Below are 25,082 nucleotides of genomic sequence, written 5' to 3' on the forward strand. Positions count from 1 at the left end.
GTTAACTATAAGAATGAATACAAATCAGTCAAAAGACTCAGCAATCAAACCATATTTTACTGTTATTTTAGACCTAGGTTTCTTTCTTATATTGAGTTTTTTGGTCAAAAGTGCAGCTTTCAATATTACAAGTATTAGTGGAGAAATATTTCCTCATTTCGTAATAGCATTCAAATCATTAGATACCTGGATTGAGGTGCTAAAAGATTTTCGATTATGGCTCATTTTAGTAGCAGTGGCTATCTACTCAGTTACTAAAAAGCGGCCTGGATCATCAATTCTAAATCAAGCTGCCCATATACTCAGTAGCCCAATCTGCACTTCGACACTTCACTTTGCCATCTTTCTGATTGGTATATATTTTTCTATTATCTCGTCTGCCGTACATACTTGGATAACAACCGAAAGTATTTTAACTTATCGGGAAAGTTTTTCTTACTCCTTAGCTTTATTGTTTATAACGATTACCGTCTTCATTCTGAATCAGTTGGCGATAAATAAGAAAAACAGCGACACTCAAGATACTCAAGTTGAAGCATATAATGATCGAATTACCCAACTTCAAGAACTAATTCGCTTAGCTCCACCAAATGGCTTTGCCAAAACACTTGCGGAATATGTTGATGTGGCTGACGATTTCGTTCAGATGGTCGGTAGTGGTCGAAAGGAGATCACTAGCTCTCTAAATTATCTAAAAGCAGAAGCGCCGGATAAGTTAGACTTTCATTGGAATCCAACCAAAGGCATCGTAGATCTAAAAGCTAATCTAAATCCTCAAAAAGTGAACGAAGAAAGAGCTAACATAGAGAAGCACATCCAGTCTTTAAATGATAGAAGCGCAGAAAATGCGAAATACATTAGAGCATTACTGGCTGCTTACGCTAGGCTAGCTGCATTGTTCGACGGTGTTGAGCCTTCAAGAACAAACAACAATGTTTATCGAGCGAACTTGATGTTGAAATACTCAAGCATAGATAAAACATTACCTGATCTGACAGAGTTTCGCTATATACCAGCAGTGCTAAAGCATCAAGATTCTTCAGGAAATGAAAACTTAAAGGCTAATTCTTTAGGTAACTATCTGACTCTGCATCAGAAGCTATCTGTAGAAATCTACACAGACAAGAAAAGCATAACGAAAAAGGTAGAAAACTCTCAGAGTAATACTAATGAGTACGAACCGATTAAGTTTGAGCCAGATTCTGAAATTGACGATTTTTCAATACCATATTTTGAGATGACCTCTCAAAAAAAATACAACTGCTTCGGAGCACCAAGAGCCATAGCGGAAGCAGAGTGCCAGTTCATTAATGACACTATGAAAGCGATTGAGCATTGGAAAAAGGAAAGTAGTCCACCAGACGAACTAGTTGAAGAAGCAAAAGTACATTTCAGGAGACATAATCGTGCAAAATCTATTATTTCACTGCCTTTGATGACCAGTAGATACTCTGAAGAACACAAAAAAAATGTTATGGGTGTTGTAAATATCTACAGAGACAAAACAAACTTGATGATGGGGGATCAATCTAAACAAAAGCAGTTTGAACACATTACAACTCCACTAAACTTTGCGTTAGCTCGCATAGTCTCGCAAGATATAATTGTTAGATATAACGCGATTTTTTTGCAGGAAATCTTAGATTCTGTTACGATATCCGACCTTGATTGTGCCATACTTGATGGTGAAGAGAAAAAAGGAGTTGGTCATGGGTGAGTTTCTACAGTATGCAGATGAAGTGTATGAAGATATTAGAGCTCAAGAAAGCATTGAAAATGAACTATCTCAAATTCTTGAATCAGGTAACATAACCTCAGAACAAATAGAACTCATTGCTCATGAGGCAGAGGTTGTACAGCTTTAATTCTCTTTAGTTGCACACCAGTACAAGTCTACAAGAAGGCGAACACATTAGTGTCCGCCTTCTTACTTGTGGATTACACAAAAAACGAAGATTTTTCAACTAAGACAGTAAACCCTCATCAAGGACTTTTACTGCGCTTATAGCTGTGTAAATTTCTGAATTCAACAACTCATCCCAGATATCCAAACAAGTAGTGATGGCCTCATCATCTTCATCTTCTGTTGCTTCATCGTAAATACGTTGTAACACGCTTAGAAGAGACGATTCGCGGATATGCATATGTCGATGCTTAAACGGCTCATCTTTCTTATCCACTTCAACGATATTTTTGACTAAACCCAATAAAGAACGACTCAGATCTACGAGCATACCTAGAAAACTTTGTCATATCTTTACGTCATTACGTAAAGTTTTTTCTGTACAACCTAAATGCTCATCTCTTAATAAAGAAGCCTTGCCAGTGATAGTGTACTCAACAAAATGGGCTCTGTCTTTCTTCCGGTGTTTGATGTCGATGTTTATACAACGCTGTACATCAGACTCGTCCCAGTGGGCCATAACTAGAACAGCTAGCTTTTAAAGATCTCTGATATTTCCCGCTAATTCATCAGATTGAAATAGTGCTTCAACAAATTATCTAGGACATGCACCTTTATTAAGCACAAGCTTATTTTCTTAAAGTATTCTCCTTACACTTATCACCCAAATTTATTGGACAACTACACCCGTGATTTAACACCGTCTTAAAAGGTGTATGTCCCGCATTAAACGCCAGATATTTGGCGTATAAAGAAATGTCTAGTGTATTTTGCTTTAGTGGCTAATCGACCGAAGATGGGCAAAACTTATTGTTCCGAACTTTTAGAGAAAATCGAATATTGAGGCAATTTGACTATGCAAAGAGAAGATAATGAAAAAAACTTCATTTAATGATGCAATAACAAGATTAGGTAACAAAACCATAGTTGCTACAAAGATATAGCAAATCCAATTCTTAACCTGGTTCTTCTTTTTTTCAAGTGAGATACTATTTCGGAAGTGTTCGAGGGCTATCGAATGCTTATCTATCTCTTCTTGTTTCTTACTCTGTATACGCTGAAGTTTTTGTTCTGATACCTCTACTTCACTCTTTAATCTTCGAATGTGGGCTCTCTCGGAGTTCAACTCATTCAAAAATAACTTTACTTTTGAATCAGACCCTTCAATTTGTTGCTCCCAGAGTCTTTTGTTTTCATGAAAATCACTAACCAATTTACGCACTACTTTATGGTGTACCCTTGTAGATATTGGATTAACAATAAGAGTTACGTATATACCTTCTTCAAAGTATGAAATGAGATCACTGATATGCTTTTCTATTAATTCAGGGCCCCATAGGCGCTCTTCTTGCCAATCTGGCCTTTCAGCAGGGAACTGACGAAACGTATCATTCTTTATGACTAATTCGAGTACTGGTATATTGTGAAACATGAAGTCTTCTATCTTGTAAGATTCACAACCGTGCTTGTACTTAACTTCGATAGCCAGCTTGCCCCCCCATTGATCATACATTTCATGATCTTCTTCGAAAGTGCAAAGAACATCAGGGTAGTACGTCGCGCTATTGGGTAAGTTCAAGTAAGGCTCTTTCCGTATAGAGGTGAAGTCAAATTCCAAAGGCTTATGTTTACAGTCACCAACAAATATGAATTTCATGTGCTGCATTCTTGAAAGAGCTTCGACTGCACACTTATGAGTCATAGACTCGTCATAACCTCTATCAATACCCAACTCAGATTCACCTTTACTGTAACGCTCGAACTGTTTATTTACTGTATGAACTTTAAGCCGATACCTATCATCTGGGTTAGGATGCAAGCTCATATATTGCCTTCTCTTATGCAGTTTACGATTGTCTTTAGATATTCGTATAGCCTTCTCAATACTAACGAGGCTATGCTCTCCTGAAATATCATCTTCTTGGTAATAGCCTACGCTACCATCTTCAGAATACAGCTTTACATACGCATTCTTTGGTCTAACACTTTTTAATGACATGACACCCCCAAGGAACTGTATACATAAACAGTACCCATATATGTTTCAATTTCAATACTAGGTTTCATTGATGAAGCAAATACATGAATCAAATCTCAAATTTCATAATCCATAGTGGTATAACTATCCATAACAACCCAAAAGATAGAGAAGTGTCGTATTCTGAGGTGTTTATATACTGCTTGTGTGGTGGAAATTCACAGTTCATAAAGTGCCGTTCGCGTTTTACGAACTGAAAAATCACTCTAAGTGAGAGAGTTCTATTGAAGAGAGAGTTTTCAACTTAGTTAACCAAACCTGCTGGCTTCATTTGCCATTAAGCGGTAGGAGTTTGCAACTTGGTTATTTTTGAGAAGTGTTCCAGATGGCTGATTTAGAAAGCTGGCGAGTTTCCATCTTAGTCATCTGTGATCAGCTAGAGTTCAAATCGAACCGATTGGTTCGACTCATACTACGAAAAAAGGTCTAGCTTTCGGCTAGACCTTTGTGCTCTTCGGGGCAGTACAAGGTTTTTGTTAATTCATCACACTCCAATGCGATGGCGGCGTTAGACCCCAGCGCTGCATCTCTTTCTCAGAGTATATCGCCCGACCTTGTTCACCAATCCCAATAGGAAGGCTATTGGCATCTGCCCCTGCTAAGATTTCGTTCACAAGACCCGCGGCCTGTTTGCCCTGGCTTTCTCCGAACAAAACCACTCCTCCACTGGTTTTACCCTCTCCCACCGCAAAGTCCCAGAACGCAAACAATGGCGTTTTCGAGTTCTTATTCGTCCATGCTAATATTTCAGAAGCAGGAACGCTGTTACCACTCTTATCGACTAAGGTTTGGTATAAACCGATGATAATCAAAGAAATACCGTCGTCCTGAGCGCTACTTATCTTCCTCTGCCACTCTTCTTTAGTACCTATCAGAAGGATATCTGCTTCGACTTTTAAGTTTCTCTCAATTAGCTCATATTGCTTCTTAATATGCTTAGCCGCTTCTTTGGAGGTAATTCCTGAGTCAAACATAATCCTAAATTTGTGTTTTTGCTTAGGCAGCATTTGGCTGAGATCTCGAATATTTTTTACAAATAACGGCAGCTCAAGTACGCCTGTGACTTTTGCTTGGCCTTTGTACTTTCTTAAAAGTGCGCGAGGGTTCGAGTTAATACCTAAAAAGACTATCGAAATCGGCTCCTGATAGAGCTTAGGCAGCATGTATTTCAACGCATTATCGTCACCTAGAATGACAACACTTGGTTTTAGTTCGTTATAATATTCAAACGCTTCATTAGCCTTAGTCTCAAATTGTTCGACAGGGATTCGTTTTGTATCCATTTGAAAGCTATGTAACTGCGCAGAAGATGATATAGTGTCCTTGATACCTTTTATGTAGCTGACATCCCATGGAAATTCAGCATGATAGCTCTGTATTAATAAAACTTTCTCTGCTTGTGCACTTCCTGTTAACAAGAGCAAGCAGAATACTAATGCTCTCATAAGCGCCTCCGGCAAAGGTTAAACACTTATTTAGTTTAGATTGATGCCTGCATTTGCGAAATTATATTCTTGATAAAAACCAATAACTGCAAGCTATACTCAATTGAAAACACCACCTTTGAGTATTATGAGCCGAAGCAAAAATGTTGATGAGAGTATTAACAACCCGTTTCAAAGCCGCATAGGACGGCGCATCATCTTGTTGATGGTGACACTAAGTAGTTTTGTCACTTTATTCACCACAATATTGCAACTTTCTTGGGACTACAAAAAAGAATTTAATGATGTCGAGCAACGACATATCGAGATACGTGATGTCCATGCTGGGCTGCTAGCATCGTCATTGTGGTCGTTCGACTTAGCTGTATTGCAGGAAAGACTCGATGGTCTTGTTAATTTGCCGAAAATTGATTACCTAGAGGTTCAATCGGGAAACTACACTTTCGATTCAGGAAAACAAGCAACGGATAATGTTGTACATGAAACATTTTCTTTGACCTATCGAGACCCAGAAGATGGGCATTCTGAAGAAATCGGTACCATCTATGTCGAGTCAAATGCTCAAGAAATATACGACTACCTTCTTCACCAATTTATATCGACATTAGTACTTAATGCCCTTAAAACCACTCTTGTCTGTTCAATTATGCTGTTAATCTTTCACGCAAGTGTGAACAGACGAATATTTCAAATCGCGCAATATCTTCGCGCTTTCAATCCCAGACATCCAAGCAAGCCATTGGTTTTAATTAAAAAGCGTTGGATATCAGAAAAAGATGATGAGCTAGACTGGCTAGGAGAAGGAGCAAACAAGATCAGCAGTAACATTACACTGCTTTATAACAATATTAAAGAAGAGCAGGATAGGCTCGCCGACTTTACCAATGTATCTTCGGACTGGTTATGGGAAACAAACGAGCTTGGGCAACTCACCTACTGCTCAGATGCGATGAAAGGAGCCTTGTCTCTTGTTGCCGTGCATGGAGTCTGCTTAGCTGACGTAGAAGCCCTTGAAGGGGCTGACCAACTACATCAAGCAGTAGCGAGACGCAACGACTTTAACCAAATCGAAGAAAGTATTACCCTAAATAGTATTACTCTGCACCTACTCTTCCAAGCCACTGCTCGATATGAAAAGAGTAAGTTTCTGGGCTTTCGAGGCACTGCTATCAATATAACAGAGCTAAAGCTTACTCAAATTGAGCTAGAAGAGCTCAATCAAAACTTAGAGCGCATGGTTGCTTCAAGGACACTCGATCTCAAACAAAGTATGGAGCAATTGCAGGATGCTCAAGATAAACTCGTAGAGTCAGAAAAGCTCGCCGCTTTAGGTGGATTGGTGGCTGGGGTAGCACATGAGGTCAATACCCCATTGGGTATTGCGGTAACAGCGACTTCTGTTATTCGAGATGTAACTAGTGAGCTGAATGCTGCATTTGCGTCACAAACCTTAACAAGCACCCAATTTGAATCTTTAATGAAACGTATGTCAGACAGTAGCCAAATGCTTGAACACAACTTAAACCGAGCAGCCCAATTAGTCAGAGATTTCAAGCAAACAGCAGTCGATCAGGTTTCCGAAGCTCGTTCTCAATTTAATGTTTCACAAGTTATTGAAGCTTTACTAGCAAGCCTTCATCCAGAGACTCGGAAAGTACCTGTCAGCCCAACTTTGGAGGGAGACAAGGCTATCGTAATGAATAGCCTGCCTGGCGTATTAACACAAATCATTTCAAACCTAGTAATGAACAGTATTAATCATGCTTTCGAAAGCCAACCTACGGCAGAAATCTCTATCAAGTTTTACCAAGAGGAAGATATGATTATCTTCGAATATCGCGATAATGGTGGCGGTGTAGAAGAAGCACTACACCAGAAAATATTTGAACCTTTCTATACCAGTAAAAGAGGGTTGGGCGGCTCCGGGCTTGGTTTGAACCTAGTGTTTAACCTCGTTCACCAAAAACTCAAGGGAGAGCTGGAGTTCAGCTCTGAAGTAGGACATGGAGTGTTTTTTAAACTAAGAATACCCCTAAATTTGCCCCTAGAGGTAGCGAGCTGATTCGAAAAACAACTCTTAATCAGGAAGAGACTTCCTGATCTCTAAGAACTCATCCCAGTGCTTAATAAGGAGTTCAACCAACTTGGGTTCAAACTGTTTACCTTTCTGGGCAACGAGCTCCAACATGATTTGTTCATCTGTCCATGGTTCTTTGTAACTGCGTTTAGACCCTAGAGCGTCAAACACATCAGCTAAAGCTGTAATGCGTCCTGCAACGGGAATATCTAGTCCAGATAGGCCATTAGGATAACCAGTTCCATCCCATTTTTCATGGTGGTAACCTGCTATCTCTTTCGCAACAGTCATCAATCTACGTTTTGATTTACTTAGAATATCTACCCCATAATCAACATGCTTTTTCATAATCTCCCATTCCTCTGCATCTAGCTTTCCAGGTTTGTGAAGGATGGAATCGGGTACAGCAACCTTACCAACGTCATGAAGCGGAGAGGCGTGCTTTATCATAGAAGCGTCATATTCACTAAGGCCATATAACAACGCAAGCTTTTCGCTAAATAAAGACACTCTTTGGACGTGAGCGCCAGTCTCTTTACTTCTTGCTTCCACCGCATTAGCAAGGTTGTAAACAAGCTCCTTAGAGGTTTCGCGTATATCCAACATCAGGCTCAAGTTTTCGAATGTTAAACCTATATTCTGCATATAGATTTCAAGAAGCTGCATATCAAGTTCTGTCAGCTCGCGATTGACATTCACATAGAGTATACAGTCGACCCCTTGCTCATCGTGTGAAAACAAAACATAAGCATCACCAAAGTTCTCCGATTCTCGTGACTCAAACACTTGTTTACATCGCGTTGCTACTTCGGTGGGGAGCTTCTCAAAGGTGCATTCACTGTACGTATCTACAAAAGAACCTGTCGCAGCCAGAGTCATAGCACGAGACTCTTCCCCATCCGGCCTTGGCTGGACAATACAGTAAAGCGCAGAGTTATCCAGCTTTAGTAGTGAAGTCAATTGTTCTAGAACTGAGGTGGCATAAGTTTGCAGGGTCGTGGTATTTTGCACACATGCTGACGCTTCGATGACTTTACTCAAACCTTTCTTTTGCTGCTCAATTAAACATAGATCCCTATAAGAGCGTAACATTGAGTAGAGCAAGGTCTTGAGCTTTTGAGTTGTAAGTTCTGTCTTTTCTTTGTAGTCGTCGATGTCGTATTCTCGGATGACTTTATCTTCTGGTGCTTGCCCTGCCTGACCTGTTCTTAACACAAGCCTCACTAAACTATTTTCTAAGGTTTCACGAACATACTTAACCAAATCTAGTCCAGCATGTTCTGTTTCCATCACTACATCGACTAAAGCCAATGCAATATTGTCGTGCTGAGTAAATAGCTTTCTCGCTTCATCACCTGAATAGGCAGAAATCACCTCAAGCTTGCGCCCCTCAAATTCAAAATCGGATAATGCAAGCATAGTTACTTGATGCATTTGTTCATCATCATCAATAAGAAGAACTTTCCATGGAAGCAGGGCCTGTTCTGCTCGTTTATTAGCATCATCCGCTTCTGGTTGCTCTGACTGTCGGTGGTCCGCAAACAATTCCATCTATCCAGTTACCCCCAATCACACTTCTCTACTTTTAGGTTTAGCACAAACTGGCAAAAAAACCGAAAAATACACTTATCTTAGTCACCATTTAAAACAGGTGTTTTATCTAGATAAATATTAACATTTCAGGATTAGATACAAAAGGTTACAGTTATATAAGAGAAAGTTAATATTAGTAGCATATAAAGAATAATTTTGCCGCTCTCGAATAACATGTGTTTTTCGTCCTGTACATAAATTAACGGCTATTAATTGTCTAACGACCATGTTACCCAATCCAAAAATAAGACTCATATATAGTCTAGGCTACATCATGTCATGATTGGGTTAAAACCATACGCTACAGGCTTCATCGAAATATAATTTCTGATATGTTCATTATTTATATCATACAAAAGAATCATAATTTTTATAGAATACCCATTATATTCTCACAACGAGGTCAAGAAAGTGAATGATATACCATTTGAATATGCCGGATTCTGGCCACGGCTAGGAGCAACTTTAGTCGATACTGTTTTACTCTTTCTCCTCACTATGCCAGTCATGTACTTGGTATACGGTGAACTATACTGGGACTCTGATGATTTCATATTGGGCGGTTGGGATGTCATTCTCAACTGGATATGTCCATTGCTAGCCACGGTTACATTTTGGATATACCGATCAGCCACACCAGGAAAAATAGTCTTCGGTCTAGAGGTACTAGATATGAAGACCGGCAGTAAGCTAACAGTCTCAACATCTATAATCAGATATTTTTCATACTATTTAAGTGCTATTCCACTGTGCTTGGGATTTATTTGGATATGCTTCAATAGCAAGAGACAGGGATGGCATGACTTAATTGCAGGTACAATCGTCGTAAAAAAATCACAGATAAAAGAGGCATATAAAACCATTTCATAAGAGTAAATAGCAAATACACTCGAGAGGTACCAATAAGTAGGCTACCAATATAAATAAATTAGAGGTCTAAATGTAAGTTGCTGGTCAATTAAAATCTTACCAATTCTACTCGTTAGTATTTACTATGATTTGACCGGTAAGTACTAGCAGTAAGCGAAAGAATTCTCTACAATGTGGCGCTGAGCCAGCAAGATGCTGACCCTAACATGTTTCAGAGTTATAATCGCCAACTACTACCTTTGAAATAGGCTTTTCTTAAACTAAACACTCTGTGTATTCATTTATGGACCAAGATAAGTTTACCCACATCTATCGTTTACCTACAGCAACACAGATACGTATTGCTAAATGGCAACAGACGTTTAATGGCACATCAGATTTAATAATCCATAAAGCGATAGAAGTACGTAATAAGCAGTACCGTAAGCCCAACTTCTTTCTGACTGGATGGAGCGTTAACCTTTTTGACAAGAATGATATTTCCATTACTCATCATGGTAAGTACATTCAAACTGCCATGAGGACTATGCTCGATCGAAAAGTATCCTACAAGCGTATCTATCTATCTAGGTTACCTATGGAAGAGGCGGAGCCAGCACTCGCACGTTTCAAATCGGAATGGATTGCAAAACACAATCACGTTGCACGCAAGTACAACCAGATCAAGAAAAAAGAATTTTTGCGTTACGCCCGTGAAGAGGAAGAAACACTATATCCATCTATCCCGAAAGGAGAGTTTGACAAAAGTCTATGGAATAGGCTCGTCGTATCGGAATTGGGACCACAGAAGAAGTTTGATAATCCGTATTTTGTTAAAAAGTCCAAAGTATGATGTCTGGAGCGGGCGGTGACGGCGTTAATTCCTCCACTACTCATATTTCGACATTATTTCTTGATAAAGCGAATCACCCGACTCCCCTTTCGTACTTTTTAACATATCAATCCCCTTTTGTAGCTTGGCGGTTGCTTCCGGATTAGCCTGATTATTAAAGGCATAGTAGACATAGCCTTCTTTGACCGTGTACACGGGCTCAAACAGACTTGGATCAACTTGAGCTTCTCTGGACCACCATATCGCCGCTCGGTGAGCGTAAACTAACAAATCGATTCGCCGTTTCATGAGTTGTTCCGCTAATGTGGTGACATAATTAGATTCCTGCATTGCATTTCTCGGAATCCCCATATCCAATAGAGTTTGCTCACCGATATCGTCTCTAATCACACCGATACGATACTTTGCCATATCCATCGCTTTATTGATCTTTATGTTGGCGTCTTTACGCGCCATAACAACAATTTTTATGTCTGTAATAGGCCCAACCCAAGTAAACAATTTCTCACGATGTTCAGACCGAGTAGTCGAAAACAGAACAGCATTGTCTTCTGTTAAAGCAGTACGGTATGACCTTGCCCATGGCTGCAAGGTAACTTGCGATACAGAAACCTCTTCACCCACCATTTTGCTGGCCGCTTTTAGAATATCAACCGCATAACCAGATATCTTGCCATCTTTTAGGTAATTACCGGGAGGGTATGATTCTGTAAAATAAGATAGTTCTCGTAAATCCCCCCCCTTGAGCGCTATTTGCTAAGCTATAATGGGCGGTTAATAAAATCACTAAGGATAAAAGGCATCTGATTCGCTTCATTATCCTACTCCTAGTTACTATCCACTATTTAAATCTAGTCCACTCGGCCAGAGTTCTAAAGAAAAATAACCAGCAAAGTATCAATAACCTGTAACTGTCTAACTTTTTTAATAATATTAACATCAAATATTTTAAATTTTTTGACAGTCTGTGTTTTTAGTTCGAGTAATCAGGAATACAGCTGTTGCTGATAAAATAAAGCCCACTATTGCAGTACGATCAAAAGATTCACCGAATATTAGCCAAGCTTGAATACCAGTCACTGGAGGAACAAGATAAAATATCGATGCTACTTTTTCTGATGCGCCTCTTTCAACCATAAAAAGAAGCAGCATAATGGCGACAACCGAAAGTACAATAACCAACCAAAACAATGTTAAAGTAAATTCCAACGTCCAGTTCACAGACATTGTTTCAAAGTTCATTGCATAAGGAAAAAATAGGCATAACGCAGCAAAATAGTGTATCAACGCGCTTCCTATCTTATCCACCCCGCTGCAAAAGCGTTTCTGGTACAGAGTACCTAAAGTGATTCCAAGCAAAGAGACTAAACACAAGCCAACAGCAATAAATTTGTGTGAATCATCCTGCCATTGAGTTTTCCCCATCAAGACTAAACTAATACCAACAAACCCCAATGTTAATCCAAACCACTGCGATAGTTTCAAATGTTCACGAGTATAAGTGACAAAGATGATAGCTGTTAAAATTGGCTGTATACCCACTAACAGAGCACTGAGACCTGAGGGCATACCTAGATCAATTGCAATATACGTCCCACCCAAATAAAAACCATGAATTAAGAGACCTACTATAAAGCTGTGGCAGAACATCTTACCTTTGGGGATAGTGCTACGCATAATCACAACAAGTAAAGTAAATACCCCTAGATTGGCCAACATACGTAACGTTAGTAATGTTGCAGGTTCAGCATATTGCAAACCTATCTTAGCCCCCACGAACCCTGACGCCCAAAGAACCACAAATACCGTGGGAATAAATCTGACTAACATTTGATTTCCTATCGCTTTTCATTGAGTAAGAAGTTACTTTATTGGGGTTCAGTTGTAATAAAAAGATACAGATTTTTAAGTTTATTAGGGTACAGATGGCATGGGTAAAATTTGTAAATTTCTCCTCGTTAAGCAATACATTGAAGATAAAATAAGTAGTGGTGTGTACCAGCATGAAGAAAAACTTCCTTCCATTCGCAAACTTTGTTTGGCTCTCAACGTAAGCAAAAATACCGTAATACGTGCTTATCAAGATATGGATGCCGCTGGATTAATATACTCAACTCCTAAATCTGGTTATCGGGTTAAGGTGCCCATGAAAATCGAATTAGAGCAACAGGGCCCCAGACCCATTGATCTTTTGTCTACCTCGAAAGAAATCCTCCAATACCCTGAGCCAAAAGAGTGTCTTGCGACCGGATCAGCACATCCAAACGTAAACAGTTCTACCATCAAGAGTTTGTATGCTGAAATAGGACGCCACAGCCGCAAGCAAAGCCAAATGCCCAGTCATTACCAACTTCCACCCGGAAACAGGACCCTAGTTAAACAACTAACAAAAATCAGCCTTGAACTTAATGTGGAAGCGAGTCCAAAACAGCTTGCTGTCACTCACGGAGCGCAACAAGCAATAAGTTTGGCTCTTCGAGCGATAACCAAACCAGGTGACATAGTAGCCGTCGAATCACCCTGTTATTTTGGAAATTTACTTTTGTTGGAATCTCTGGGATTAAAAGTCGTGGAGATCACTAGCTGTATTCAACATGGAATGGAGCCAAAGGCTCTGGAGAGAGCCATCACTGATTGGCCTATCAAAGCTATCCTTGTAACCCCAAATTTTTCGAACCCAACTGGCTCTAGAATGCCACTGACTCGGCGTCTTGAGATCTTAACAGTATCAAAGACGATACCAATTATTGAAGACGATGTCTTTGCTGCGCTCGGTTATGACAACAACATAATGCCTCTCAAAACCTTAGATAAACAAAATAGAGTTATCTACGTCAATTCACTCTCCAAGGTGCTTGATTCTCGGCTTCGTATTGGGTGGATTATAGCGGGTCAATATCACTCAAAAATAGAAAAGTATTTAATAAGCGATAACATGGGGAGCTTAAATCTCATCCAGTCCGCTGTGGGAGACTTTCTATCTACAGGGAAATACCGTCAACATGTCAATAAGATGCGTCGCGTATACCAATACAATGTTCGCCAGTTTAGTAATCTGCTTAGCTTGGCATTAAACAGATACGATGACTTAAGAGGAGGGTTTCATCTATCCCAACCTCAAGGGTCATTTCTCATTTGGTTGACTCTGCCCAAAGCGGTTGACACTTTTGAACTCTACCAAGAATGCAGGAAAAACAGAATCAGTATTTTACCGGGAAAAGTTTTTACTACTGGCAAACAATTTCGTCAAAGTGTTCGCTTAAGCTGTGCCAACTTTGAAGATACGGAACTGTGGAAGATGGGCATTAATCGTCTAGCTCAGCAGATCCACCAGCAGGTCTACAAAGCAAGACAGCATTAAAAAAATCTTATGCGTCTAGTTTGATTTACTCTGAACACAGATCATACTTACTAGTGACAAAAAAATCATTAAGGAGAATGTGCTATGTGGCCCTTCAAAAAGCTTGCTGAAAGCGGAAAACAAAACAGCGAAGAATGCGATGACTACCAACAAATCGTTGATTCAATGAATGACTCTCTAGTCACAATTCGTTTTGACCCTAATGGGAATATAAAGTCTGCTAGCAAACTTTTCCTTGAAGCCATGGGCTACCAACTCGACCAAGTCCAAGGAAAGCACCACAGAATATTTTGCGATTCCAAATATACTGAGACACAAGAATATCGCAATTTTTGGCATGACCTAGCAAAAGGCAAGGTCAAGTCAGGCACGTTTGAGCGTTACAACAAAAATGGCGATTTAGTAATAATTGAGGCAACCTACTTTCCAATAAAAGATGCTAGTGGGCGCATCGAGAGCGTAATAAAAATTGCCAACGACGTCACTGAAAAGATGGTTAAAGCCAGATCCCAACAAGATCTCATTCAAGCTCTTCATCAGAATTTCGCTGTTATAGAATTCCACCCAGACGGGACAATCATAGAGGCTAACGATAACTTTCTTGGCGCTCTTGGCTATACATTGGATCAAATCCAAGGAAAACATCACAAAATGTTTTGCTTTGACGACTTTTATGAACAGAATCCTAACTTTTGGAAAGATTTATCGAACGGTCGAGCGTTTTCAGGACGATTCCTGCGCAAAACACATTACGGTGAAGAAATTTGGATCCAAGCATCTTATAGCCCAGTGTGTGATGATAAGGGTAAAGTATATAAAGTCGTCAAATTTGCCTCTGACATTACGCATGATGTGACTCGAGAGTTAGCGGTATCAGATGCTGCAAATATTGCGTATAGTACTGCTGTAGAAACATCACAAGTCACTCGAGAAGGTAAAAAAGTTTTAGAAGATACTGTAAATATTTCACAGACAATGATGCACAACCTGAATCAATCAATTAATCAAGTTCAGGAGCTTGCCTCTCTATCCAATGATGTTTCAGAAATTGTCAAAACCATAGGTGGCATAGCAGATCAAACTAACCTACTCGCCTTAAACGCTGCAATAGAGGCTGCTAGGGCTGGTGAACAAGGTCGAGGCTTTGCTGTGGTAGCAGACGAAGTTAGGCAGCTGGCTTCTAGAACTTCTGAATCAACGGAAGAAATTACTCAAGTGGTCAACAAGAATATGTCACTAACTCAAGAAATGACCAAAGCAATGAATGACGTGAACAGTGTTGCAGAGCAAACAAGTACACGTATAGAAGAGGTCTCTCGTACCATGGACGAGATCTACAGCGGAGCTGAGAGTGTTGCGTCTGCAGTAAATAGCTTTAAAGCAAATAATGCTTAACGGGAAAGACAATACTGTTCGTTCATACAGCAGCTTAGTCAGTAACTGTTGCTGTATTGGTTGTATTCGGCTTTGCTTTTTTAGCTAGAGTTAGACATTCAACAGAACCAAGGGGAATGGTACACTTTTACAATCTTTATATCGAATCTATAGGTGAAACATGAACCCAATAATTGAATTGCTAAAAAAACACGGCATTAGTAGCGAGCAAATCAACGACCTGTTCGAAACACTAACACAAAACCCTCTCGCTGCTATGTCCAGCATAGCGGAACTTGGGCTGCCTCAAGATCAACTGCAAGTTTTAATGGGTCAAGTCATGCAAAACCCACAGTTAATAAAAGATGCAGTGGAAGAACTAGGGTTAGACTTTTCAAAAGTCGAGCAAGCAAAAAGTAAGTTGCAACAATAATGAAGAAGGGCTCCGAACAGGAGCCCTTCCTATACATCCCTCTCACTAGTCTAATCTAAGCGTCACACCAGAGTAACTGCTATAAGCACGAACCATAACATGATAAGTCATACCTAGTGTTGCTGAAACACTGCACTGCTCGTTATTGCCGTATTTGTATGGTCGGCAATCAAAACTAGTAGTTGTAGGTTTGCTCCCTGCTTTTACATATAGGTCGGCGTCACCACTTCCACCAGACATAGAGACAACAGCATTTGAAGCCGAATCAACACTAAAGGTATAGAAGGTCTCAGACAGTCGTGCACCCGACAAGTTAGTTACAGGAGTGCCCTTGGCTAAAACGTTGTCAGTTGGAGGAGGGGTAGCCCCACAAGATGCATTTACACCTACTGTATTAAATGCATCTTCTACATCGGCCACAGGATATCCCATATCTGATGCAGCCTTGGCTACGCCACAGCCACCTTCGTCAAAGGTACTATTTGCCGTCCAATACATTTGGTTTGCAAGTGTAAAGATTTCAAAACCCTTACGAACATCCCAGCCAGCTTTATTTGCTAATAGGTAGAAAGCACGATTAAAGACACCGCTAGAGTAATGAACATTTAAACCATTGTAATAATCTGATGCATGATCTATTGAACGTCCGTCCCGAGAAGGCTGCTCAAAATAACGTAGTCCTCCTTGAGACTTAAAGATATCAGCTCCCACAATCCAGTCAACAGAGCCTTTCATATAATATTCTGCTGCCTCACCAGCAATATCAGAGAAGGCTTCATTCATACCGCCAGACATATTCGTATAAACCAAACCAGAGTTTTGCTCCGTAAATCCATGACTTACTTCATGTGCACTGACATTTATGTCTACTAAAGGATAAAATCTATTTTTTCCGTCTCCGAATGTCATTGATGTACCATTCCAAAAAGCATTCTCATAACCATTACCGTAGTGAACTCGCATGGTTAGTTGGAAAGTTAACGGGGCCGTATTCATCCAGTCTTTATACATATCAAAGACAACTTTACCAAAGTAGTGAGCATCATTGAGCGGTGAATAAGCGCCATTTACAAACTTATGATCGTTAAAGTTCGAGTCATCATTACATGAATAGCTATAGGCTGTACTACCTGATGTACGACCATTGAGATCCACGGTTTTAACTGCATCGTTATTCATGATACAAGTGTTGCCAGATTTGCTTATTACAAAGCCCGGATAGTCAGAACCAAAGTTGTATTGACCCGTTTTTTCGTTCCCACCTGGCCCTGTCCCTGTAGCCTGTGCATGATTCAACCCACGCCAATGCTTGAGTACTTCGCCTGTATTAGCATCAATAAAGTAAAACGGACGCTGTGGAACTTGAGCGGCAACAAAAAAATCTACCATGTAGACCACTTTTGCCGTGTTTGACTCATCCAGCCAAACCATCAACTCAGATTTGGTATTTTCTATTGGTGCATCTGACTCGACTAAAGACTTTCTTTTAAAAGCATTCTTGGCAGCTGAAATCGCCTGTTTTTCATCTATTATAGGAGATGGTGTCGCGACATCACCACTGATCCCTTGCATCATTATGCCATGTACTTCGCTTTGACTCGTTTTGGTCTGGGTGGCGACGACAGACGTGTTGAATACTGGAAGGCCCATGTAAGTCTGCTGATAGCGGACTTTTACTTTTCCGTTGGGTAAAATCACTCGCTTAACTTCAGCAAAGCCAGTCTCCATAGGTACAACACTGGTTGACTGAGCTTTGAGTGTCTCTTGCAGTAATACATCGTTTTTAATGGTAATCATCTGTGCGGCCGTTGCTGGTAGGCTAACTCCTAATCCAGCGGCGATTAGCCAAAGTGTCTGATGTTGTTTCATTTTACTTTCCTGTTATTGGTATAGAGTTCTTCTCCCCAACGACTAAATAGGAAGTATCTTTGCGTGTGTTTGCTCCAATAACATGGTTGACGACAAACTAATCAAGCAACTGAAAAATGAAATTACAAATCATTTCATGGAAACAAAAAAATACACCAAAATATCAGTAAAATGATTGATATTTGATTTTGATACGTTAAGACATCGAAAAAACAATTATATATAGACTAATTATATTTATGTGTAATATTTTTTTAACAGCAGGGCATCCCCATAATCAATTGATATAACATAACAATTCATATATTTTTTTCATCATTTTACAGTACCTCATATACAATAAAGGCTCCTTTACAATAAGCCCTTATTAATAGATTAAACTTTAAATATCTTTATTTATTTAACTTATAGCAACATAGTAAGTCATAATCTTCACCAGATTTCGATGTATATTCTTTGGCCTCAGAATACGCACGAGGCTTGCCTTGTCCATCGGCCTTAATTAGGCTAATCCAATGGCGTATAGCGGACATTTCATGTATCTCATGAGGGAACAAAGTACATGTTTCTAGCTGGATATCATCAATAGTTACCAGTTCAACACAGCCTGTTCCTTTTTGAGTTCCCAGTGTTAGCTCGACATGGCTACCTTTACCATCTCGAAAGAGAATCGATTCTGGGTTTTCTTTATGACCACAGTAAGCAACGAAGTGTTTGGGGTATTTTAGACCGCTGTGGCTTCCGTCCCTGAAATAAGCCATCACATGACGGTAATCGATTAGATAAGCAGTCACATTGTTATGAGAACCATGCTCTAGAGGGAAAAGACGATCAAGCAACTGCTTGGCTTTGACTTGCTTTTCTACTCCCTTGTCTGTATTCGCACTTTCCACTTCAAAAACCGCTTCCGCTATGAAGTTTTCATGCTTTGTGTGATTTTTCATTTTGTCGAATGTAAGCATGTTCATATTGTTTTCCCTCAAAAATTTTTCCTATTTACGTCGCTAGAACAAGTATTTAGGACTTGTACATCGCAACATGTCGATTTGTGACTTTGCTTACTTGGTATACTAGTTTGTTTTTTACTACAATTTCACAACAAAAATTTTACAGTGTGAATTTTACAAAATGTTGCCAAAAAGCCTAATTCGTCAATCTCATTTTTTGGGTACTAAAATAAGAAATCTCAGAAAAAGAAACCACTTAACAATGGAGGATCTCTCTGCTCGCTGTATTAGAATCAACCCAGAATCTGCTCCATCTGTCTCTTACCTGTCAATGATTGAACGAGGCAAACGAGTACCAAGTAGCGACATGTTAGGAGTGATTGCTGATGTATTTCAAAAAGAGCTTTCATGGTTTTTAGACGACGAGCCAGAAAAAGTTGATATCACACCAGAGAAAGGGAATAGAGGTGGTATTCATGGTATGGCGCTAGAGCCTAGTTTTCTTTTTTCTAACGAAATATTACAGATTGCAATTCCAGAAATGTTATCTCAAACAGGGATCTCAGGACGACAATTTGCACACCTTCTCATCCGAGCGCACCAAGAAAGTAACCAAAATCATTTTCCAGATCTTGAACGAGCAGCTGAAGAAGTAGGCTTAAAGCGACTAAACTTATCAAAGCAGGATTTGATGGATATTGCTCGTCGAATGGGCCTCAGCGTACAATGGGTATCTCGTCCACCAAAGAACATCATTGATGAGTTAGGGGTAAGTACAACCCAAATTGTAACGTCTTTCTTCGAGCCTCCCAGCACTATCTACTTAAATGATATTTTAAAGCAGTACCCAACTCGCCTAAAGTATGACTTAGCTGTTTATATTGGTCATAGTGTTTTACATAATAAATCCAGTCTAAAAAGTGTACTGTCTGTTGGTCAATCAACTAGCTGGGAAGAAAATGACCAGTCAAATTCGTCCTCATACCTCAAATCAAAAGACATTTTACAAGCGTGGCGCGATTTTGAATCAAGCTTCTTCGCAGGCGCCCTACTTTGCCCAAAAGTACCTTTTCGTCAATTGCTCGATCGTAATGGTTATGAAATAAATACTCATATTAAGGCCGGAGTATCACCTTCAGTGGCTATGAGGCGCATGACGGTGGTTTCTCCATATCCTCACTGGCACTATTTTGATGCATACGGCCAACACAAACTCAAAGCCGTGTATCGGGGAAACGGAATTCCACTACCATGGGGAAATATGCGTCAGGTCAACGACCCCTGTCAACATTGGGCTGTCTTTCGTCGATTATCGCAACCCCAGCATTCGAGTTCTGCTCAGATATCTATATTGGATGTCAATGGAGAACCCAGAATTTATTGCTGTGAATCAGTTAACATAGCGGATCCGGCGGGAAACAACAGAGTGCTCTGCGCTGGTATCGATCTGAATCCAGCAATCGATGCCCAAGGAGGAGACTCTCGAGCAATCGCAGAATCTCTGAAATCATTATGTGTCGATGGTGGTGGCACCTCATCCATCCCAAATAACATTCGCAAGGAGTTCACAACGGTAGCAAAGATCTTAAATATCAACTGGGTTGAACGTGGAATACAGGCAGACGCGAGAGTCATTTGCTCTCGTGGTGCTGTTTGTCCTAGAAAGCCTAGTTGTTATGACTTGGATAGTTAGCTCATGCTTATAAAGCATACATAAAAAAAGCCAACCACAATAATTGTGATTGGCTATATAAAGTGTGAACAATGTGTATTCACTAACAACGTCAGTTGGCTAGGTGACCCTCGGCTTAATAAGGGTCACTTACATATATGCACAAGGCGTGCCAACATTGAAAATTAATTTAAAGCCTATTTTTGTATGCATTATGGCCAATTGTATACCAACAATACGCATAATAGACCTTGCATTATGAATACTGATTGCAAAATGCAAAATGAGAGATTTTAATTTGCAATTGGTACTGAGATTCACTTGTCTACTATCAAATGCAGCGACCACAATGATTCAAGGTGAGTTATTTGTGACGAAATACCCATATTGGGCCAATTAAAATAAACCCAATGTATTCTCTGAACGAAGGCCGTTTACCTTCAATCTCATAACCAACGAACTGTATAATTCCGAATAGAGTCAATACAAGGATGGATACAAGAAGTACTGGTAATTCAAGGATGTCGAGAGACCAGACGAGCGATACACAAGCTAAGAAAAAGCCTAACATCATCAAAGAAACACTAAGGGAAAGCTTGAAGTAAAAAATAGCTAGAGGTATTGCGGCTACCCATACCCAGTTTAGTGTAAGGCCCAAAAGCGACAATGATGGTATGCTCCATATTAAGCCTACTAAAGACAAGAAAGTGCCAGGTACCGCCACTTTATTAATCTTCTGATTTATTGGGTGTCGATGATTTTCCCCATATTCACTTAGCCATTGTGTTAATTCTTGCATTCTCCCCCGCTAAATCTTGTTCCCTGTGCCTTGATCATATTCACTAACTAGCTTTCAGGGATAGTCAAATACACTCAATTTAATCTTCCCGCCGCTTTTCATCATACATACTGTCATCAGCGGCTTTGAGCATCTCATCTACTTCTTTATACCGCTCGTCATAGATTGCTAGACCAACACTAACATAAACGCTGATGTCATTTTTTTCATAAATGACTGGCTTATCGCAAATGGATTTTTGTAACTCGTTGTTAATAATTTCAACATCTTCTTTTCGTTTAATTCGAGTTAAAAGTATTAGGAACTCATCACCTCCAACCCGTGCGACAAGATCCGACGACCTCAGTGCACTCTTTATCCTTCTCGCTACCTCGACAAGCACCTTATCCCCAGCAGCATGACCGAACGTATCATTGATCCACTTAAATTTATCTAAATCAACGTTGAGAATAGCAAAAGACTCTCTTTTTCCAGAACCCGCTACAAGGGCAAAGTGCCGATCTAAGGTGTACATGAAGTAGCGACGATTAGGCAGAGAGGTCAATGAGTCATGTAGAGCTCGTTTATTCGCGGCATGGTAAAGGTAGTAGATTGTGCCATAGGCCAAAAGGAGTAAAACAATAAGCGGGTAGCCAAGGAGTCTCACTGCATGAATTCGATACCAATTACTGTATTCAAGCAAATCACTTTTTGTTGCGGCCGCGATAGTCCAAGTCCCATATGGAAACTTGACCGACTCCACAGCGAAAGCGCGATCAAAGGTACTCTGCGTACCATAAAAGATATCGCCTTCTTCTCCCGAGCTATCAACACCTCGCATCGCAAGATAATACTTCTCGGTGTAAGACTTTACCCCTACATCTTCAAACAGTGACTCGAGAGAAATGACTAAACTACATACTCCCCAATAATCGCGATGGTATATAGGGTCTGAAAAAATCGGGACTTGAGCAATCAGCACCCGCCCACCTTGGATCGAATTGAGCGGGCCTGCAATTAATATTTCATGAATGTCTCTCGCCTTGTTAACCGTCCTCCATTGTTCAGGGAGAGTTCGATAATCAAGAGCAAGCAAGGCTTCATTACCTTCGTATGGATAGACATACTTGACTACGTCATCTGGCGCTAATGTAATGAGTTCAACATGATGTGCTTTACGCATCACGCTGGATGCAAATAAGCCCCATCCTGAAAACTCAAAGTTTGGATTAGCCGCAATCAGAGCCGACAAACCGTTTGCAACAAAAATGTCGTTAAAAATAGCGATTTCTAACTCTGAACGGATAATAGATAGTTCTTCTTTCGCTCGAACCAACATGCTGTTATGCATAAAGGTCTTCTGGCTACGATCGATAATCTCTACCAGTCCTACTCCAATTACACATAGAAGTAGTGCCACTAGTATAGCCGCCCATCGACTGCCCAAGCGTTCTCTCATTCGCCCCTCACATCAAACCAGCGCGAGACCCAGCACTGGAAAACTGTACATCCTCTCAAATTATCACGTCACTCTATTTTTCCTTGATTTCTATGTACGACAATAGAGTTCAATATCTATGCCCCTACTTAAAACCTATATGAACTTGAGTAAGTTTCCATTAATAATGACAGAAATATTATTTATACTTATATGCCTACCCCCCACGATCTAATAGCGTCATCCCAATGTTTAGGCCTATCATAAGACGCGTAAAGGCTTCAAAATAAGGGTTGAAGCTAGAGATAAGCTCTAAATTCGTATCAGGCTAGCTTTTGTGGCAAGAATGATTTTTGTCACCTAGGTAGGAGCAAGCAGCGCAAACTACATTGGTCAACATGATTAATATAAGACCATACAATTGAAAAAGATTATATGTCTTTTGAAAAAACACACACTGCCAGACCGCAGTAAAGACCAAATTGGTATAAATGACTGGTGCTAACTCTGAACCAGAGCTGGCAAGCTGGTATGCCTTCGAACGAAACACTTTCGTATTAATGACCATCAAACCTAATAAACTAAGCGCAATAACAACAAGCCATGGTCCATCGTCTAGGGACTGATACATAGTGCGGTTATCGATAAAACTGAACGTGAGTATAGGGACAACCACAACCGCTGCATAAAGAAAACTCCAAAAGTTTATCTCAAACGCATTTAAACGGCTTTGACTGATCTTATACAAACTTAATTGAGACCCTGCATTAAATAGCCCTGCACACAAACCAACAATCAGCTCAAGCCTTATACTGATCTGGCTTTCGTCGCTCGATAGCATGGTTACCCCAACAAATGTCACCACTAGACCTATTGTATTTACGACTTTAATTGGGGTTGAAAATATAAGATTTTCTAATACTGGGATAAACAAAGGCCCTGTAGCGAAAAGTACAACGCTTTCCATCAAGGTTAAGTGTTGAAGTGAAAATATAAAACACACTTGACTTAAACCCAAACACAAAGCCCTTATCCAAAGAGATAATTGCTCATTAGGGCTGGGCCACCTAATTTCTCGCCCAACGAACACAAGAACCAGCATCATTGCTGGGACAATAAATCGCAGGAAGCTTAACAAGCTCACCTCAAAGTGATCGGTTAAAAACTTGGAAACCAGTCCTGTTAACGACAAACTGAACGTAGACGCCATCATAAATAATATGGGATACCAGCGATTTACCATAAATCCTCCTCTATCATGGCCCAAGTTTATGCCCTTGTAAGTCAGATAAAAAGCGAGTTATATTTACAGTATTAGTAAGAGAAACTTACATATGAAAAGACCTATACCGTTAAAGTCAGTGTATGCTTTTGTTGCAGTGGCAGAAACTGGTAGCATGACTGATGCAGCCCAACTCCTTAGCGTTAGTCATTCAGCGATCAGTCAATCAATAAAAAATCTTGAATCACAACTCGGGCAGAAACTGTTTATCCGTCAGGGAAGGAGTGTTTCACTAAATTCAACTGGACGGCACTATTACAAGCAAGTCGCACCTGCACTGGAACAAATAGTATCGGCAACTGAAAAACTTATTGAACAACAACACAGTCAACGAATAACCCTCAACATGGTCAATTCTCTGGTCATGCATTGGTGGATACCTCATGTTGACCGATTTAACCAATTTGCCCCAAACATTGATATTCGAATTTCAAATCTCACAGGACACTTCAAAATGGAATCCGAAGGAATAGATGTGGCTATTATCCATGGCAATACCCATGATTGGTCTGATTATTATTGTGAGTTGTTAGCGACAGATGAGCTCGTTCTGACAGCCAGCCCCGAACTAATTGATATTCATACTACGCCAGAATATATCCTAAAGCAGTATCCAGCAATCATAGTTACCAATGATAGACGAAAAGATGACTGGAAAATATGGTGCAAGAGTCACCAACTCCCAGAGCCCGCCTACACACAAAACCTTAAGTTCAGCGCTTCAATTCAGGCGGTTCAAGCCACTATCCGTAAACTCGGCATCTTTGTATCACATCGGCATTTTATCCGAGACGAAGTGAGTCAAGGTTCCCTAGTTGAAGTGGGATCGCCCATTCATAACCCAAATCAGGATTTCTACTTCACATGCCCACCAGAAAAACTTAAGAATGAGAACGTTCTTTTGCTACGTAACTGGCTACGCCAGGAATTCAGTCAATGAATTCAAACTATCAATGTTAAGTTTTGTAGAACGTTTGATTATATCAAAACACACTTGGATGTCACTCTAGCAATACATACGAAAAATAGTACATCATGAATTAAAGTGAATGCTTAGCTCTTTACATGAAAATACATAGTCTTAGCTATACTTTCGGCTTGTATTATAGTCAAATAAACACCCCATTATATGCAATATTATTAATATACCACATTGAAAACTATTAATTT

At 40.0% G+C, this 25,082-nt stretch carries 21 protein-coding genes; 10 read left to right on the forward strand and 11 right to left on the reverse strand.

Annotated features, from left to right (window positions below; all coding sequences use genetic code 11):
* The first annotated feature begins 13 nt into the window (after positions 1-13).
* Positions 14-1,717, forward strand: a complete 1,704-nt coding sequence (locus DPF90_RS09595; protein ID WP_114786118.1) for a hypothetical protein — start codon at positions 14-16, stop codon at positions 1,715-1,717.
* A complete protein-coding gene (locus tag DPF90_RS20255; RefSeq protein WP_162814011.1) occupies positions 1,710-1,865 on the forward strand; it encodes a hypothetical protein in 156 nt (51 codons plus the stop codon). The genes DPF90_RS09595 and DPF90_RS20255 overlap by 8 nt, the downstream gene beginning before the upstream one ends.
* 99 nt (positions 1,866-1,964) lie before the next feature.
* Here the strand turns inward: DPF90_RS20255 and DPF90_RS09600 are convergent, their stop codons facing one another.
* The 3 genes from DPF90_RS09600 to DPF90_RS09610 all read right to left on the reverse strand — a co-directional run bounded on the left by DPF90_RS09600 (position 1,965) and on the right by DPF90_RS09610 (position 5,386).
* Positions 1,965-2,234 carry a hypothetical protein gene (locus tag DPF90_RS09600; protein WP_240314493.1) on the reverse strand — a complete coding sequence of 90 codons (270 nt, stop codon included), beginning with the start codon at positions 2,232-2,234 and terminating at the stop codon, positions 1,965-1,967.
* A 492-nt stretch (positions 2,235-2,726) separates the two neighbouring features.
* On the reverse strand, positions 2,727-3,902 hold the full coding sequence (locus tag DPF90_RS09605; RefSeq protein WP_114786119.1) for a hypothetical protein: 1,176 nt from the start codon (positions 3,900-3,902) through the stop codon (positions 2,727-2,729).
* A 515-nt stretch (positions 3,903-4,417) separates the two neighbouring features.
* A complete protein-coding gene (locus tag DPF90_RS09610) occupies positions 4,418-5,386 on the reverse strand; it encodes an ABC transporter substrate-binding protein (protein WP_114786120.1) in 969 nt (322 codons plus the stop codon).
* A 127-nt stretch (positions 5,387-5,513) separates the two neighbouring features.
* On the opposite strand from DPF90_RS09610, the gene DPF90_RS09615 reads away from it, so the two are divergent.
* On the forward strand, positions 5,514-7,448 hold the full coding sequence (locus tag DPF90_RS09615; RefSeq protein WP_114786121.1) for a sensor histidine kinase: 1,935 nt from the start codon (positions 5,514-5,516) through the stop codon (positions 7,446-7,448).
* Between the two features lie 15 nt (positions 7,449-7,463).
* Here DPF90_RS09615 and DPF90_RS09620 read toward each other — a convergent pair whose 3' ends face one another.
* Positions 7,464-9,014: a DUF3369 domain-containing protein gene (locus DPF90_RS09620; protein WP_114786122.1), complete on the reverse strand. Its 1,551-nt coding sequence runs from the start codon at positions 9,012-9,014 to the stop codon at positions 7,464-7,466.
* 453 nt (positions 9,015-9,467) lie between these two features.
* Between DPF90_RS09620 and DPF90_RS09625 the strand changes: the two genes are divergently transcribed.
* Both DPF90_RS09625 and DPF90_RS09630 read left to right on the forward strand, forming a co-directional pair.
* Positions 9,468-9,926, forward strand: a complete 459-nt coding sequence (locus tag DPF90_RS09625) for an RDD family protein (RefSeq protein WP_114786123.1) — start codon at positions 9,468-9,470, stop codon at positions 9,924-9,926.
* Positions 9,927-10,209: 283 nt separating this feature from the next.
* Positions 10,210-10,758 (forward strand): MSHA operon transcriptional regulator, encoded by a 549-nt coding sequence (locus DPF90_RS09630; protein WP_114786124.1) that lies wholly within the window; start codon positions 10,210-10,212, stop codon positions 10,756-10,758.
* A gap of 36 nt (positions 10,759-10,794) precedes the next feature.
* Here the strand turns inward: DPF90_RS09630 and DPF90_RS09635 are convergent, their stop codons facing one another.
* The gene (locus DPF90_RS09635; protein WP_114786125.1) at positions 10,795-11,511 is read right to left on the reverse strand and encodes a substrate-binding periplasmic protein; all 717 of its coding nucleotides are present in this window, start codon (positions 11,509-11,511) and stop codon (positions 10,795-10,797) included.
* Positions 11,512-11,706: 195 nt separating this feature from the next.
* The gene (locus DPF90_RS09640; protein ID WP_114786126.1) at positions 11,707-12,588 is read right to left on the reverse strand and encodes a DMT family transporter; all 882 of its coding nucleotides are present in this window, start codon (positions 12,586-12,588) and stop codon (positions 11,707-11,709) included.
* A 100-nt stretch (positions 12,589-12,688) separates the two neighbouring features.
* Here DPF90_RS09640 and DPF90_RS09645 point away from each other — a divergent pair, with 100 nt between their 5' ends.
* The 3 genes from DPF90_RS09645 (at position 12,689) to DPF90_RS09655 (ending at position 15,926) form a co-directional block, all read left to right on the forward strand.
* Entirely contained in the window at positions 12,689-14,119 is a 1,431-nt protein-coding gene (locus DPF90_RS09645) for an aminotransferase-like domain-containing protein (RefSeq protein ID WP_114786127.1), read from the forward strand.
* An 84-nt stretch (positions 14,120-14,203) separates the two neighbouring features.
* Positions 14,204-15,514 (forward strand): methyl-accepting chemotaxis protein, encoded by a 1,311-nt coding sequence (locus DPF90_RS20650; protein WP_114786128.1) that lies wholly within the window; start codon positions 14,204-14,206, stop codon positions 15,512-15,514.
* 160 nt (positions 15,515-15,674) lie between these two features.
* Complete coding sequence (locus DPF90_RS09655; RefSeq protein WP_114786129.1) at positions 15,675-15,926, forward strand: DUF2999 family protein; 252 nt, start codon at positions 15,675-15,677, stop codon at positions 15,924-15,926.
* Positions 15,927-15,971: 45 nt separating this feature from the next.
* Here the strand turns inward: DPF90_RS09655 and DPF90_RS09660 are convergent, their stop codons facing one another.
* Together DPF90_RS09660 and DPF90_RS09665 are read right to left on the reverse strand one after the other, a co-directional pair.
* Positions 15,972-17,795, reverse strand: a complete 1,824-nt coding sequence (locus tag DPF90_RS09660) for a M4 family metallopeptidase (RefSeq protein WP_114786130.1) — start codon at positions 17,793-17,795, stop codon at positions 15,972-15,974.
* Positions 17,796-18,187: 392 nt separating this feature from the next.
* Positions 18,188-18,763 carry an aldolase/citrate lyase/malate synthase family protein gene (locus tag DPF90_RS09665; protein ID WP_114786131.1) on the reverse strand — a complete coding sequence of 192 codons (576 nt, stop codon included), beginning with the start codon at positions 18,761-18,763 and terminating at the stop codon, positions 18,188-18,190.
* Between the two features lie 160 nt (positions 18,764-18,923).
* Between DPF90_RS09665 and DPF90_RS09670 the strand changes: the two genes are divergently transcribed.
* On the forward strand, positions 18,924-20,435 hold the full coding sequence (locus DPF90_RS09670) for a DUF3612 domain-containing protein (protein WP_114786132.1): 1,512 nt from the start codon (positions 18,924-18,926) through the stop codon (positions 20,433-20,435).
* Between the two features lie 343 nt (positions 20,436-20,778).
* Here DPF90_RS09670 and DPF90_RS09675 read toward each other — a convergent pair whose 3' ends face one another.
* The 3 genes from DPF90_RS09675 to DPF90_RS09685 all read right to left on the reverse strand — a co-directional run bounded on the left by DPF90_RS09675 (position 20,779) and on the right by DPF90_RS09685 (position 23,873).
* A complete protein-coding gene (locus tag DPF90_RS09675; RefSeq protein WP_114786133.1) occupies positions 20,779-21,213 on the reverse strand; it encodes an Mpo1 family 2-hydroxy fatty acid dioxygenase in 435 nt (144 codons plus the stop codon).
* A gap of 79 nt (positions 21,214-21,292) precedes the next feature.
* Entirely contained in the window at positions 21,293-22,651 is a 1,359-nt protein-coding gene (locus tag DPF90_RS09680; RefSeq protein WP_114786134.1) for a diguanylate cyclase, read from the reverse strand.
* A gap of 307 nt (positions 22,652-22,958) precedes the next feature.
* Positions 22,959-23,873: a DMT family transporter gene (locus tag DPF90_RS09685; RefSeq protein ID WP_114786135.1), complete on the reverse strand. Its 915-nt coding sequence runs from the start codon at positions 23,871-23,873 to the stop codon at positions 22,959-22,961.
* Between the two features lie 91 nt (positions 23,874-23,964).
* Between DPF90_RS09685 and DPF90_RS09690 the strand changes: the two genes are divergently transcribed.
* Positions 23,965-24,852: a LysR substrate-binding domain-containing protein gene (locus tag DPF90_RS09690; protein ID WP_114786136.1), complete on the forward strand. Its 888-nt coding sequence runs from the start codon at positions 23,965-23,967 to the stop codon at positions 24,850-24,852.
* Positions 24,853-25,082 lie beyond the last annotated feature (230 nt).

It is taken from the genome of Vibrio tetraodonis, from assembly GCF_003350295.1.
GTDB classification, from domain to species: Bacteria; Pseudomonadota; Gammaproteobacteria; order Enterobacterales; family Vibrionaceae; genus Vibrio; species Vibrio tetraodonis.